This is a genomic window from Methanococcoides vulcani (assembly GCF_900111645.1).
In the GTDB taxonomy this organism is placed as follows: domain Archaea; phylum Halobacteriota; class Methanosarcinia; order Methanosarcinales; family Methanosarcinaceae; genus Methanococcoides; species Methanococcoides vulcani.
In genome coordinates this window covers 227,372-240,473 of sequence record NZ_FOHQ01000002.1, presented here as the reverse complement: position 1 = coordinate 240,473, position 13,102 = coordinate 227,372, and the positions used below count along the sequence as shown (strand labels likewise).

The 13,102-nt window shown below is 45.3% G+C and carries 15 protein-coding genes; 4 read left to right on the top strand and 11 right to left on the bottom strand.

Annotation, left to right across the window (positions count from 1 at the left end; genetic code table 11):
- Positions 1–45 precede the first annotated feature (45 nt).
- On the bottom strand, positions 46–960 hold the full coding sequence (locus tag BMX02_RS04480) for a ribonuclease Z (RefSeq protein ID WP_091689501.1): 915 nt from the start codon (positions 958–960) through the stop codon (positions 46–48).
- A 182-nt stretch (positions 961–1,142) separates the two neighbouring features.
- Between BMX02_RS04480 and BMX02_RS04475 the strand changes: the two genes are divergently transcribed.
- The 3 genes from BMX02_RS04475 to BMX02_RS04465 are packed head-to-tail and all read left to right on the top strand — an operon-like array spanning position 1,143 to position 3,283.
- A complete protein-coding gene (locus tag BMX02_RS04475) occupies positions 1,143–1,520 on the top strand; it encodes a 30S ribosomal protein S8e (protein ID WP_091689500.1) in 378 nt (125 codons plus the stop codon).
- 44 nt (positions 1,521–1,564) lie between these two features.
- Positions 1,565–2,056, top strand: coding sequence for an Lrp/AsnC family transcriptional regulator (locus BMX02_RS04470; protein WP_091689499.1), 492 nt, complete (start codon positions 1,565–1,567; stop codon positions 2,054–2,056).
- Positions 2,057–2,107: 51 nt separating this feature from the next.
- The gene (locus BMX02_RS04465) at positions 2,108–3,283 is read left to right on the top strand and encodes an aminotransferase class I/II-fold pyridoxal phosphate-dependent enzyme (protein WP_091689498.1); all 1,176 of its coding nucleotides are present in this window, start codon (positions 2,108–2,110) and stop codon (positions 3,281–3,283) included.
- A 69-nt stretch (positions 3,284–3,352) separates the two neighbouring features.
- On the opposite strand, the gene BMX02_RS04460 is transcribed toward BMX02_RS04465, so the two are convergent.
- Positions 3,353–3,727 (bottom strand): helix-turn-helix domain-containing protein, encoded by a 375-nt coding sequence (locus BMX02_RS04460; protein ID WP_091689497.1) that lies wholly within the window; start codon positions 3,725–3,727, stop codon positions 3,353–3,355.
- 112 nt (positions 3,728–3,839) lie between these two features.
- Here BMX02_RS04460 and BMX02_RS04455 point away from each other — a divergent pair, with 112 nt between their 5' ends.
- A complete protein-coding gene (locus tag BMX02_RS04455; protein WP_091689496.1) occupies positions 3,840–4,523 on the top strand; it encodes a DUF5591 domain-containing protein in 684 nt (227 codons plus the stop codon).
- 132 nt (positions 4,524–4,655) lie between these two features.
- On the opposite strand, the gene BMX02_RS04450 is transcribed toward BMX02_RS04455, so the two are convergent.
- From BMX02_RS04450 to cobD (BMX02_RS04410), 9 genes are all read right to left on the bottom strand, one after another.
- Complete coding sequence (locus BMX02_RS04450; RefSeq protein WP_091689495.1) at positions 4,656–5,387, bottom strand: RAD55 family ATPase; 732 nt, start codon at positions 5,385–5,387, stop codon at positions 4,656–4,658.
- A gap of 228 nt (positions 5,388–5,615) precedes the next feature.
- A complete protein-coding gene (locus BMX02_RS04445; RefSeq protein WP_091689494.1) occupies positions 5,616–5,984 on the bottom strand; it encodes a hypothetical protein in 369 nt (122 codons plus the stop codon).
- Between the two features lie 28 nt (positions 5,985–6,012).
- On the bottom strand, positions 6,013–6,621 hold the full coding sequence (locus BMX02_RS04440; RefSeq protein ID WP_091689493.1) for an NTP transferase domain-containing protein: 609 nt from the start codon (positions 6,619–6,621) through the stop codon (positions 6,013–6,015).
- Entirely contained in the window at positions 6,606–7,418 is an 813-nt protein-coding gene (gene cobS / locus BMX02_RS04435) for an adenosylcobinamide-GDP ribazoletransferase (protein WP_091689492.1), read from the bottom strand. The genes BMX02_RS04440 and cobS overlap by 16 nt, the downstream gene beginning before the upstream one ends.
- A complete protein-coding gene (gene cobZ / locus BMX02_RS04430) occupies positions 7,415–8,014 on the bottom strand; it encodes an alpha-ribazole phosphatase CobZ (RefSeq protein WP_091689491.1) in 600 nt (199 codons plus the stop codon). Before cobZ ends, cobS begins: the two co-directional genes overlap by 4 nt.
- Positions 8,015–8,036: 22 nt before the next feature.
- Positions 8,037–9,032 carry a cobalamin biosynthesis protein gene (locus tag BMX02_RS04425; protein ID WP_091689490.1) on the bottom strand — a complete coding sequence of 332 codons (996 nt, stop codon included), beginning with the start codon at positions 9,030–9,032 and terminating at the stop codon, positions 8,037–8,039.
- Positions 9,029–10,525 (bottom strand): threonine-phosphate decarboxylase CobD, encoded by a 1,497-nt coding sequence (gene cobD / locus BMX02_RS04420; protein WP_091689489.1) that lies wholly within the window; start codon positions 10,523–10,525, stop codon positions 9,029–9,031. Before cobD (BMX02_RS04420) ends, BMX02_RS04425 begins: the two co-directional genes overlap by 4 nt.
- A 174-nt stretch (positions 10,526–10,699) precedes the next feature.
- Positions 10,700–11,305, bottom strand: a complete 606-nt coding sequence (locus tag BMX02_RS04415; RefSeq protein ID WP_091689488.1) for an NTP transferase domain-containing protein — start codon at positions 11,303–11,305, stop codon at positions 10,700–10,702.
- A gap of 62 nt (positions 11,306–11,367) precedes the next feature.
- Positions 11,368–12,864, bottom strand: a complete 1,497-nt coding sequence (gene cobD / locus BMX02_RS04410) for a threonine-phosphate decarboxylase CobD (protein WP_177165248.1) — start codon at positions 12,862–12,864, stop codon at positions 11,368–11,370.
- Between the last annotated feature and the right edge of the window lie 238 nt (positions 12,865–13,102).

Genomic DNA, 13,102 nt, shown 5'->3' with positions numbered 1-13,102 from the left:
TAAAAAAGTTGTGTAATGCAGAAAATGACAATTATCGAAGCTTATTCATCCCTGATAAGGGACTTCGATGGACATCAGGTCTTCTGCAATTATAACATCCTTAAATATTGCTTTTGCATCTTCTAGCAAAGGAGAAACATCATCTGAATACCTTGAACTGATGTGCGTCAGCACCAGTCTTTTGACACCCGCTTTCTTTGCCAGTGCTGCAGCCTCGCCTGCTGTTGAATGCTTTGCTTCCTTTGCCCATTCCAGCTTTTCGTCAGCAAGCGTTCCGTCATGTATAAGGAGATCAGCATTCTCACTAGCTTCCAGAATATCCCTGCATGGTCTCGTGTCACCGCTGTAGATGATAGTCCTTCCGGGACGGGACTCACCCACCACATCTTCAGAGCTTATGACCCTGCCATCCACTTCCACATCCTCCCCTTTATGAAGTTTTGAAAAGAGCGGACCGACCGGAACACCAAGTTCCACAGCTTTGTTCCGATCGAACTTTCCCGGCCGCGGATCTTCTACTAGAGCATACCCGATACTGCGTACATTATGTTCTGTCTGTAAAGCAACAACAGAATAACCATCCCGCTTTACAACATCACCGCGCTCCATCCTGACAGCCTTGATCTCGAACTTCAGCTTGTAGTAGCCAAGGGCCGAGAGCAACTTTACGAACTCTTCCACCCATTCCGGACCATATATGGTGAGTGGTTCGGTCCTGCCCTGGAAGGACATGGTCTGTACAAGACCGGGTATACCGAGAATGTGATCTGCATGGAAATGCGTGATAAATATAGATGAGAGGTTCATCATTCCGGTCTTTGCACGCATCATCTGCTGCTGAGCACCTTCCCCGCAGTCGAACATGATGAGTTCACCATCCCTGTTGACCATGATCGCGGAAGGATTGCGGTTCTTGGTGGGTAAAGAACCACCCGTCCCTAAAAATGTTACAAGAAGCATGTAGGAAGTATTATGCGATAAAATTATTTATCTGTTATCACATTTGCATCCCCAATGGATACTTACGGCAAAGCTGAGCGGCTCGAAAAGTTCATATAGAATCCTATTAGTAAAGGAAGTCCATTAACCGATTATATATGATAGAGATTCATTCTACTAATAATAAATAAGAGGACAAATTTATGCAATTTCAGGGAAGATCAAAAAGGAAATACACAGGAGCAAAGATCAAATCATCACGTGGTAAGAGGAAACATGAACTCGGACGTGAGCCTGCAGAAACACATGTTGCTGATACAAAAAGGAAGAACATATCAACACGTGGCGGAAACAGGAAAGTAAGGCTCCTGCAGAGTAACGTTGCAAACGTCACAACCCCTTCAGACGGAAAGACAGTTGTTTCAGCTATCGAAACAGTTGTTGACAACGCTGCAAACGAGCACTACATCAGACGTAACACCATCACAAAGGGCTCAGTTATCAAGACCGCAATAGGTAATGCTATTGTCACAAGCCGCCCTGGGCAGGATGGCGTGGTCAACGCAGTATTGATCGAGTAAATATTCACTTGATCATCTTTTTTTAACCCCGGGATGTTTCAGGCATGGATGAGCAAACACGCAACATACTGGAGATCCTTGAAGAAGACGCAAGGATCGTACCAGAAGAAATCGCAGCACTCACCGGCATGACCGTTGAGGAAGTGAGCCGGAAGATCGAATATCTTGAGAAAGCGAAGATCATTCGCAAATACAAGACTATCGTCGACTGGGAACTGGCAGGCGAGAACTACGTTTATGCTATCATTGAACTTAAGGTTCAACTGGAACGCAAACTGGGATATCAGGCAATTGCCGAGAGGCTTTACAAGTTCCCGGAAGTACGCTCAGTAAGGCTACTTTCCGGAGAGCATGACATTTCTATTACAGTGCGCGGCAATTCCATGAAACAGGTCGCCTTCTTTGTAGCGGAGAAGATAGCGACACTGGACCAGGTCCAGAGCACTGCCACACACTTTGTTCTGAAGACCTACAAGGAAAATGGGCTGATTCTGGATGAACCTGATCAGGTCAAGAGACTGGCAGTCTCCCCATAATATTTTTTTTCTTCTAACCTGCTTTCCCCATTCATAATGGAGGCATCTATCTTGAGAACACAATGTAACCCCTCCCGGTTTGTATCGAACCGTATGCAAAAAGTACCCCCATCGGGCATTCGAAAGTTCTTCGACATGGCGTCAGACAGTGAGGATGTAATCTCCCTCGGAGTTGGAGAGCCTGATTATGTGACACCATGGCATATCCGGGAGGCGTGCATACACTCTATTGAACACGGGGAAACATCCTATACCTCTAACTATGGGCTCATGGAGCTTCGCGAAGAGATCTCAAGGACATATACAAAAAGGCACAATGTCTACTACGACCCAACAAACGAGATACTGGTCACCACAGGCGTCAGTGAGGCACTTGACCTTGCAATACGGGCTATCGTGAACCCCGGTGATGAGATCATCGTAGTGCAGCCATCATATGTGGCCTACGTACCTTCCATAATATTCGCAGGCGGAGTTCCTGTTACCATTGGTGCAAAGGGAGAGAATGATTTCAGGATCACAGCCGAGGAGATCGAGGCCGCCATTACGGACAAAACAAAAGCGGTTATCATAAACTATCCCAATAATCCTACCGGCGCCACAATGGACAGAGATGAACTGGAAGCCATTGCAGACGTCATCGTAGAACATGATATCATGATGATATCCGATGATGTCTATGAGAGACTTACCTACAAGGGAAAGCACACATGTTTTTCAGCCCTTGAAGGAATGCGTGATCGAACCATCATGCTGAACGGGTTCTCAAAGGCATATGCAATGACAGGATTCAGGATGGCATATGCAATGGCAGCCCCTGAGATAATCAATTCGATGATGCTTATCCACCAGTATTCCATGCTCTGCGCTCCAATAACTGCCCAGGTCGGTGCTATCGAAGCACTTCGCAATGGCGAGGAAGAGGTGGGGAAGATGGTCCGTGAATACGACCGGCGCAGGAAGCTCATAGTCGGCGGATTGAACGATATCGGCCTGGATTGCTTCAATCCAGGAGGCGCATTCTATGCATTCCCATCCATCAAAAGTACAGGGCTGACATCTGACGAATTTGCAGAAAGGCTGCTCAACGAGCAGAACGTTGTTACAATTCCAGGAGATATCTTCGGTGAGACCGGAGCAGGATTCCTTCGCTGTGCCTATGCAGCATCAAGGGAAGATATCAAGGAAGCTATTGACAGAATCGGTACATTTGTTGACGGATTATGAGAATAATCCCTCTTTTTTCAAAATATCAGAGATAATACCGAATATTGTCAAATGTTATAATAGAACCGGTTATTTCCCAAGGAGCTCTTTATCGATATTCTCGATCAGGCCGCTGACCTTCTCATACCACTGTTCGACATTTTCCTTGAGCATTTCCTTGACCCTCTTAGGATCAACAGCCACATATTCATAAAAATAGCCACCAATATCGATGGTCTTGGTCTCACGATAGACAAGTCCGCATGATATCAGGTTCTGTAATGAGCGGTATGCAGTACTTCGCTCCCTATTAAGATGCTCCCCCAGACTTTCCGCGGTCATGGGTCCATTGACCAGCAGGCATTTGTATGCACCCATATCAAGTGCTTTTAAACCTAAGATACACTTTGCCACATCGTCACATTCACAGTTAGCCCTTAACATTTCCCGAATCGATGTTGTCATTATTCACCACTTATAGATTAAAGATACTTAGTAATCACTCTTGTACAGTTTATACAAAACCATAATATTCACGTCGTTAATTATATATATAGTTTATCAGAATCCTCACACCTTGACAACTATAATTCCTGAAAATGAACGTTCAAGTGAACCACTGGATACAGAACGCCTGATATACCACCCCGATATGATACGTGCCAATGAGTGGGTACTTTCCGAATACCAGCCCCCTAAAAGGGATTTCTGCATCTTCGTACCCTGCGCCATGAGGAAACCATATCATACCAGCCCCTCACACAAGATGTATGACCGCATTATCTTCGGCATACTCGAACAAGAGGATGCGCATGTAGTGGTATTTGGCACCTGCGGGATCACGCCACGTGAGATAGATACCGAATACCCGTTCACTGATTACAAGTTCATGATGGGGAAGTGCAATGTCGCTAAGATAAAACGTGATTTTATCAAGATGGAAAGCGAGAGGCTTGCAAAATACCTGGAAAGAACACGCGACAATTACAAGCATCGAATTGCCTATTGTATAGGGGACTTCAGGACAGCCATGGAGAAGGCAGTTGAAATGACCAACATTGACGTTGTCATTGTCCCTGACAGGAAGACAATGGAAGAGGTCGCTAACCCGAACAAGCGTTTTAAGTACGGAAGCCTCAGCCAGCGCCAGTATCTTCAGGACTTTTCAGACTCCATCACAGATATACTGGATATTCCGGAACGTACCGTGGGAGTTCATGATGACCATTCCACCAATGATATGGACTGGTATCTTTTGTAAATACTTCTGTAAAATAAAGTAGATCACATAATTAAATAAATAAACTGTGACTGCGAATAAAAAAACAAACGAAGTAAAAAAGAAAGTAAAAAAGAAGGCACCCTGAAAGGCACCTTTTCATTTATCCGTTAATCATTTCTCGAGATATGGTGACTGAGCAAGCACAGCTATACCACTGTCAGAAATATTGAGCACCCTTACCTCGTTGATGGTACCTGAACCCCTGAGCTTCATTACATAGATAGTACGCTGCAGGTTGCTTCCTATGATCTCGCGGCCCAGCTTGATAACAGAATCTGCACCATATTCCACCATCTCGTCCAGTCCGAACATAACGCCCACAGTTACAAGAGCTGTAACGTCACGTTTCCTGAAGATACCAAAGATATCATCGATCAATGTGCGCAACTTGTAGTTAGACTCGATCGCAAGGAACATTGCTTCAATGGAATCGATGAAGACACGATCAGGTTTTGTTTCCTCTATCTTGCTTTCCACCAGTTTCTTGAAGCTCTTGATAAGCTCTGTCGGAGCGATCTCCACACTCTTCTGGAGACGAAGGCTTGGGTCTGTAATGTCTACAAATACCAGCTTGCCTTCTGTGACCATTGAATCGAGATCCCATCCGAAGGATGATTGCATTTCACGCACGAGAGACTTGGATTCCTCGGATGTGATGATGCACATTACGGTTTCACCTTTTTCGATACCTTCCAGCAGGAATTGGGTCCCGAAGATAGTCTTACCTGTACCGGATTTTCCTGAGACCACATTGGCAGTCCCTTTGAAGAAACCTCCGCGTAACATTTCATCCAATCCACGAATTCCCGTGCTAACCCTTTCTTGAGTTACTTCATCAGCCATCTTTACACCTGATAATATAGTTAGATCATGTAGATATTTTCAAAATCGAATCTTGAGATCCTGACAGAACATAATGAATACTTTTTTCCCACTACTCATATAGACAAGCACCCTAAAATGTCTGTGATATCTATACCAGTATGCCTTGTTATGATATAAAAAATGATTTATTTCCACACAGATTCTCAGAATTAAACTATAGATTCTACCGTCGGTCCATCAAACAATTCAAGCCTCAATACCAACATCCTCCTCCCTTTCGATCTCAAGGAAAATATCACGGTACATCAACTTCTCTATCGTTCGGGAAACATATCTACGATGCTGATGTTTCTGGATATCCTCATTAAGGCGCATATCCGAATCGACCTGTATCCTTATAAGGCACAACCTGAACTGTTCTGCATCCTTGATCACCATCATATAGAACTTCTCCAGAAGGAATGGAAGCAGGTAAGGATCATCTATTGCCTCACAGAGAAGAAGCTGCTCCTCAGGAATATTGTGAATGTCAGTGCCAGCAGAGATATCACCTGTAACCAGCTTTATTGTTTGCAGGGAATATTTTTTATCGCCCAGCGTTGCAAATTCTACCATATTTAAGCTCCCTGAATATTAGAAAGGATCATCTTTTTTTGAGAATAGCTTCACAATGTTTCAGGTCTTCCGCCGTATTTATGTTCAACGCGACCTCATGGTCTTCCAGCATGTAATTGTGATAGTCCTGCTCCTCATTGATATGCTTCCCATCAAGAATATTGATACCAGCAGGCACAATTAGCTTCCCGGCCCAATTGAAGACCGTGTCCGGCCTTATACCAACCTCACTGCAAAGAGAAAGCGGGATGAAGACCGACATGGATGCCTTTCCACATGCCTCATAAGCATCAATGATAGAATCCAGAAGTTCCGGGGTCACAAGAGGCAGGTCAGACATTATAATCATAACAGGCCCGTCTATACCGGAACTCTCCACAGCATAGACCATATCCCCAACATAGTTATCACCTGCTGTATTGACAGCCTGTATGTGGTCACCATACTGCTCCCTTACAAGCTTTTCAGTCGCGGGTGTTGAAGGCGATACTGCCACAAATATGCGTTCGATGTGCGAAGATCTTTCAAGGGAATCGATCACATAACTTATGAGAGGTTTACCAAGAAGTTCGACACATGGTTTTTCACCCATCCCAAGTCGAAGCCCCTGCCCACCTGCCATTATAACAGCGTCCAAAGCAGACCTCCATTCCCGTTAATAGCGACCACCATAAGAGTTATTACGATCAGTACAATGATACGTGCGATCTCGTTGGCAGTTCCGATACAATCCCCGTTTACACCTTTGAAATGACGGTTGGAGATATTAATTATAACAAATGCGGTAATTATAGCTGCCACATACCCGACCATACCGACAGACCCAAACGCCAGTATACTTGCTACAGCACCGAGTATGAAGGATACGACATACCTCGGGAAGGTCGTGCTGTTGATTATCATGGAACCAAGACCTTCATGGATGGGTTTTCCAAATGCAGCAACAGTAAGCATTGCCTGCTTGGCACCGATCTCAGCTACAAGCATTGAGACTGCAAGCATGAAAGCAGCATTGTCCGAGAAGAATATGAGTTCCGCCTGAAGGGCAGAAATGGATGCATACAGAGCAAGCAATGCAAGAACTGCATAACCCACTCCTCCGATACCAAGGGCAACATCCTTGAGCGCTTTTATCTTCTTTTCAAGTGAACCGTGCGCAGTCGCCCCATCACCAAAATCGCCCAGGCCATCAAGATGGTTCAGGCCTGTAAGATAGTAAATAAAGACCATGATAAGAACTGCACTGATCTGGTCCGGCATCACGGTCTCAGTAATAAAAGCAAAGGCTCCGATCATAAGACCAAGGACCACACCTGTGAATGTCTGGAGATAGCTACGCTTTACCAGCTCATCCAGCCCTTCCATCGTAATACCTACAGGTATTGTGGAAAGGAATCCAAAACTTGTCCTGAGAGCGAGCAAAAAATTGTTCATGCTGCTATCACACCACTTATGTCTTTATTGTTATCTTTATTTTTACGTGACTTTTTTTCAACCTCAGCAGCTTCAGCCATACCCCTGGTGTACATGTTAGCTGAAACCCCACCGATGAGACCGCCTATCACATCATCCATGAATGGACCTAACTTAGAGAGGATGCCGGGTTTCTGTTTATCGAAACGCACGAACTCGAACATGCCTTTATCACCACTGATATACTTGGCAATGCTCATTCCGATGACCTCATCGGCGATGATGAATGTCAGGTCTTTCTCATAAGAACTTCTACTGATATTTGGCAGCTTACCGTCCTCACCATCCCTTTCCAGAAGGATGCCGGAATAGATCAGAAGGCAAAGGTTGGCATCAGATACCGCGATATCAAGCTCCTTCCTGAAACGCTCCTCTGCGATCTCCCTGGTCTCCAGACCGGGATGCGGAGCATAAAGCTCAAGAGCAGTATCCACAAGCATCTCCACGGTTATACCTTCCTCCTCCAGTATGTCAATGATATCGTAGTTGATATCACCATCCAGTTCTTTTGGCTGGTCCTTTTTCAGGTCCTGAGAGTCTATATCTGAAAGTTTCATAATGATCACTCATATGGTATGATTAGATGTAGTTGATTATAACTGAAATTATATAGATTAAGCCTGCAAACGAAATTACTGCAAGTATCGAGGCTGCAGCAATTACCACTGATGCTTGTTTTATATCTTCTGCAACAGGCATGGAGAAGTCCTTCCCGATCACATAGGTATCAGGTTTCTCCAGGCGCACACCAAGCACACCGGCCACAGAAGCCATCGGATAACCTGAATTCGGTGATGAACAGGAACGGCAGTCACTGGTAGCACACTTGATCGCACCACCAGGGTCAAGTTTCTTTCCTTTTGAGATCATTCCCGCAAGGACAGATCCAAGAGTAATATAAATAACACAAATACGTGCCGGGATCCAGTTGAGGACATCGTCGGTCTTTGCCGAGAAATATCCAAGGTCCCTGTGCATCTCATCCATGTAACCTACCATTGAATCGAGGGTACTCACTGCCTTGAATGCGTATGCACCTATTAGCCCATAGGGGCCGAGGATCGCATAATAGAATAGCGGGCTCAAGATACCATCCACGAAGTTCTCTGAACAGGTCTCGATCACAGATGAAGATATCTGACCTTCACTTAGTTGTGAAGTGTCCCTGCTGACGTACATGGATAACTTCTTACGTGCAGAAGGCAGATCATCTTTTTCCAGCTCAGTATTGACCTCAATAGCAGCCTCTATAAGGCGGCGTATGGCAAAAGTGGACTTGAGGAAATACGCTTCAATAAGAAGTACCACAAAACCAGGCAGTATAGAGAGGTTTGCAACCAGCAGTACAGCGTAGCCAATAGATGATGCGAACAGTATAACGACAAGGGCGAACAACACACCATAGAGCTTCCTATGGGTAGCAGGGGCCGATCTTTTGAAGAATGCTATGACATTACCGATCCACACCACCGGATGCAGAGATACCGGAGGTTCACCTATTAACAGATCAAATGCAGTTGCAAGGAGAAGCACCGATATGAGATGATCGGCATCAGGAAGAAATGGTTCTATCATAGGAGAGGCTCCATCACCTTATTCCATGCTTTTTTCAATTTACTTTCCATGCTGCCTTCGCCGGAGAGCTCATGGAGTATCTTTTCCACCACGTCCTTTTGGTGTACCAGAACACAATCCTCACAGCTCCAGACCTTGCCGCCACTTGAGCGGTCTACCCATTTGCCCCCGGTTCGTTCATCTTCACATTTATAGAACGGACAGAAGCAGAATGTGCAGTCCTGACCAGGGAAATGATGACATGGATAATACGGACAATCGGTATTCGGGCCCTGTGGTTTTGCGTTGCCGCTCTCAAGCATGTCAATAAGATCAGATCTTGCATTTTCCCGTGCTTTTTCCACGACAACCTTTCCTATTGCACGTGAAAGCCGGTCTGTCTCTTCCTTAGGCCTGACAGCTATCCGGACGTAATCCTTTCCCATGAACGGGAATGAACTGCAGTCCCTGATAAGCACTCCATGGGAGGCGAGACGTTCGGTCAGTTCGGTCGAATCAAATGCTGAATCGCTTATGTCTACAAGAATGTAATTGATCTTTGTATCTATCGGAACGAACTTGCGTATCCTTGAGATACGTTCTATGAGATAGTCCCTATCCTTCTTTATGGCTTCACGGGACTGAACAAGATAAGGGCTGTCACATCCGCCTTCCATGTTCATCAGTGCCACCCCGATCTCCTCGGGGATAGAACCAAGGTTCCAGGAAAGCCTTGCAGTGTTAAGTGCTTCTGCCATTCTTTTTGAAGCTATACCGAAACCAATGCGGACCCCGGGAATTGCAAAATCCTTGGTCAGCGAGCGAAGTATGAACAGATGATCATTGTTGTCAATCGTATCAGCAATGCTCTGGGACGGATCATCGGCAAGTTCAATGAAAGCCTCATCAACGAAAAGAAGTGTGTGATTCAATGCACACCTTTCTGCAAGGTCCAGAAGGTCTTCTCTCTTGCGTAATTCACCGGTCGGGTTGTTTGGGTTGCACACAAAGAGGATCTTTGCACTTTCAAGAACATCGTCCGAAAGTCCCATGACCTCTTCCTGTTTTATGTAGCGCACATCTGCCCCTGCAACTTTGGATTGCTGCTCATATTCCCCGAAAGTGGGGTGGGGTATGAGCACAATATCGTCATGTTCCAGCACCGCTTCTGCTACGAGCCTTATGATCTCGCAGGAACCATTGCCCGGAACAATATTATCAACAGAAAGTCCGTTGCCCAGAAAATTGACCGCTGCAGAACGATATTCCAGATAGCGATTATCCGGATACTGGCCAAATCTTTGCGCTGCCCGTTCCATGACATCATCGAGGTCAAGACCGCCTGAAGGATGATCAAAGGGGCTTCCCAGAGGATTAAGGCTGGCGCTCATGTCCAGCATCTCCGATTCCGGAATGCCATAACGGCCAGCCATCTCGCGTATAAGGCCACCGTGAGCAGGACAGGCTAGTTCTACAACATGATCTTTAAGAGGGATTTGTTTTTTGTACGACACGCTTATCGAATAATGTAAAGAACAGCAAATATATTAAGTTATTCAATTTAGGTTTCTTTAAGGGAATCTGAGATTGAATTAAAACCGATGCCGTAACCAACAAATTTCTGAAGTAAACCAGAGGAAATAAGAACAAAGATAATCAGTTTGGTTTGATTCAAATACAGTAGACGTTCATCTCAACAACATTTCTTCACATTTGTGAAGACTTTCCACGGAATCGACACTGATAGCGATCTCAGGAATATCAACAAGGTAATCAGTATCTTTCTGTTCTACATCTATAGTTACTGAATCAAGGATATTGATCCCCACAGGAACAAGCATTTCACCCTTTTTGTTGAAAACGGTACCCGGCCTCAACCCAAGTTCACGATACAGACCAATGGGAGCATACACCGACATGGCAGGGAAGCCAACTTTATCATAGGCTTTTACCATCATATCTATATGTTCCGATGTTACCAGCGGGAGATCCGGCATCAACACCATCACAGGACCGGTGCTCCCGGAATCCCTTACGGCATTTACCATATCACCCACATAATTGTCGCCAGAGGTCCTGAGAATTAAGACCCTGCCCTGGTAGGTATCTTTCACACATCGTTCAGTGTCCGGGGAATAGGGAGACACCTGAACAAATACCCGGTCGATATGCATTGCACCAAGAAGGGAATCAAGAAGATAATTGATAAGTGGCCTATCCAGGAGCATGACACATGCTTTCTCCTCCATACCTAACCTCTGCGTCAGGCCACCTGCCATAATGATAGCATCCATTTCAATTCTCCATATTACAGGTGATCGGAAAATATGCTCTGATCAGAGAGCATGAAAACCGATCAAAGATTGGGAACAATTACTCTTTCCCAGGCTACTTTCAGGTTATCCTCGGTCTCAATATCACGCATGAGGATCTTCAGAACATCCTGTACAACTTCTTTCCTGTGGATTATAGTACAACCCTCACAGCTCCAGACCTTGCCGCCAGTGGTACTGTCTATCCAGCGCCCTCCTGTGCGGGAATCCTCACATGGATAGAACGGACAGAAGCAGAAAGTGCAGTCCTGACCCGGGAAGTGGCATGGATAATACTCACAGGTATTTCTGGATGCAGGTTCACCGGATGCCGCACACTCGATGGTCTGCTTTAATTTCTCCTCGGCATACTCTTTTCCAGACTCGGTCAGAACATCACCAATGGCCTGGATCAGAAGATCGGTCTCATCCCGGGTGCGAACTGCGATCCTTATGTAATCATTATCCAGCAGATAGAAAGAACTGCAATCCCTCACAAGGATACCATGGGATGCAAGCCGTTCTGTAAGCTCCACTGAATCCATCAGAAGTTGACTGATGTCAACAAGAACATAGTTCACAGTGCTTGGAAGGGGTTTAAAACCATAGATGCCAGAAAGACGCTCTACAAGATAGTCCCGCTCCTGCTCAATGAAACTGCGGGATAGTGCAAGGTATTTACTGTAACATCCGCCCTCCATCTCCAGAAGGGACGTACCAACAACATCAGGAACAGAACCAAGGTTCCATGAAAGTCTTGCAGTATTCAATGCAAGCGCCATCTTCTCAGATGCAACACCAAATCCCAGACGGATGCCCGGTATTGCAAAGTTCTTGGTGAGAGAACGAAGTACAAAGACATGATCATTTGTCGCAGCCACATCAGCCACGCTCTGGGAAGGGTCAGCAAGTTCGATGAAAGCTTCGTCGACGAACAGAAGAGTACCGTTTGCCTCACAACGCTTTGCAAGGTCAAGGATATCATCTCTGGGTATCAATTTGCCCGTAGGGTTGTTAGGATTGCAGACAAAGAGGATCTTTACGTCATCCAATGCCTCATCGGAGATATCCATCAGGCCTTCGTGCTCAAAATAACGGATGTTCGCACCCATTATCCTGCACTGCTGCTCATACTCATCAAAAGTTGGCTGTGGTATCCCCACAGTATCATTTGTATCAAGCATACATTCTGCAACAAGACGAATGGTCTCGCATGAACCATTACCGGGAACTATGTTCACGGCATTTATGCCATCACCCAAAAAGGATGCTGCAGCCTCCTTGTACTGGAGATAACGGTTATCAGGATAGTGATACATCCCCGGCTTCGAAGCGGCAAAGAGAGAAGACAGGTCAAGACCGTATTCCGGATGATCGAATGGGCTGCCTAAAGGGTTCAGGCTTGCGCTCATATCTATGATATCCGACTCAGATATCCCGTATTCCTGCGATGCCTTTCGCACAAGACCACCATGCGATGCAGGCACAAGATCTATGATATGTTTTTTGAGAGGTAAGCTTCTTTCAGCTTCCAGATTCATCGTCACATTAATCGTGCTATGATATGAACAAAAGCTATATTAATTTATGTAAATTTTTCTTTAGAAACTTCGACCTTACATTTCCGACCAGTTTCTTTTCCGAAGAGAAACGGCATCTATAGCAAGCCTACATCCAGATCCTAAAATTGACCAACTGCAAGTGTTCACAGATATGATTTGCAGAAAAAACAATTAATCCGAAATTCTTAAATATAGAACCCATCAATGAGAGTGTATC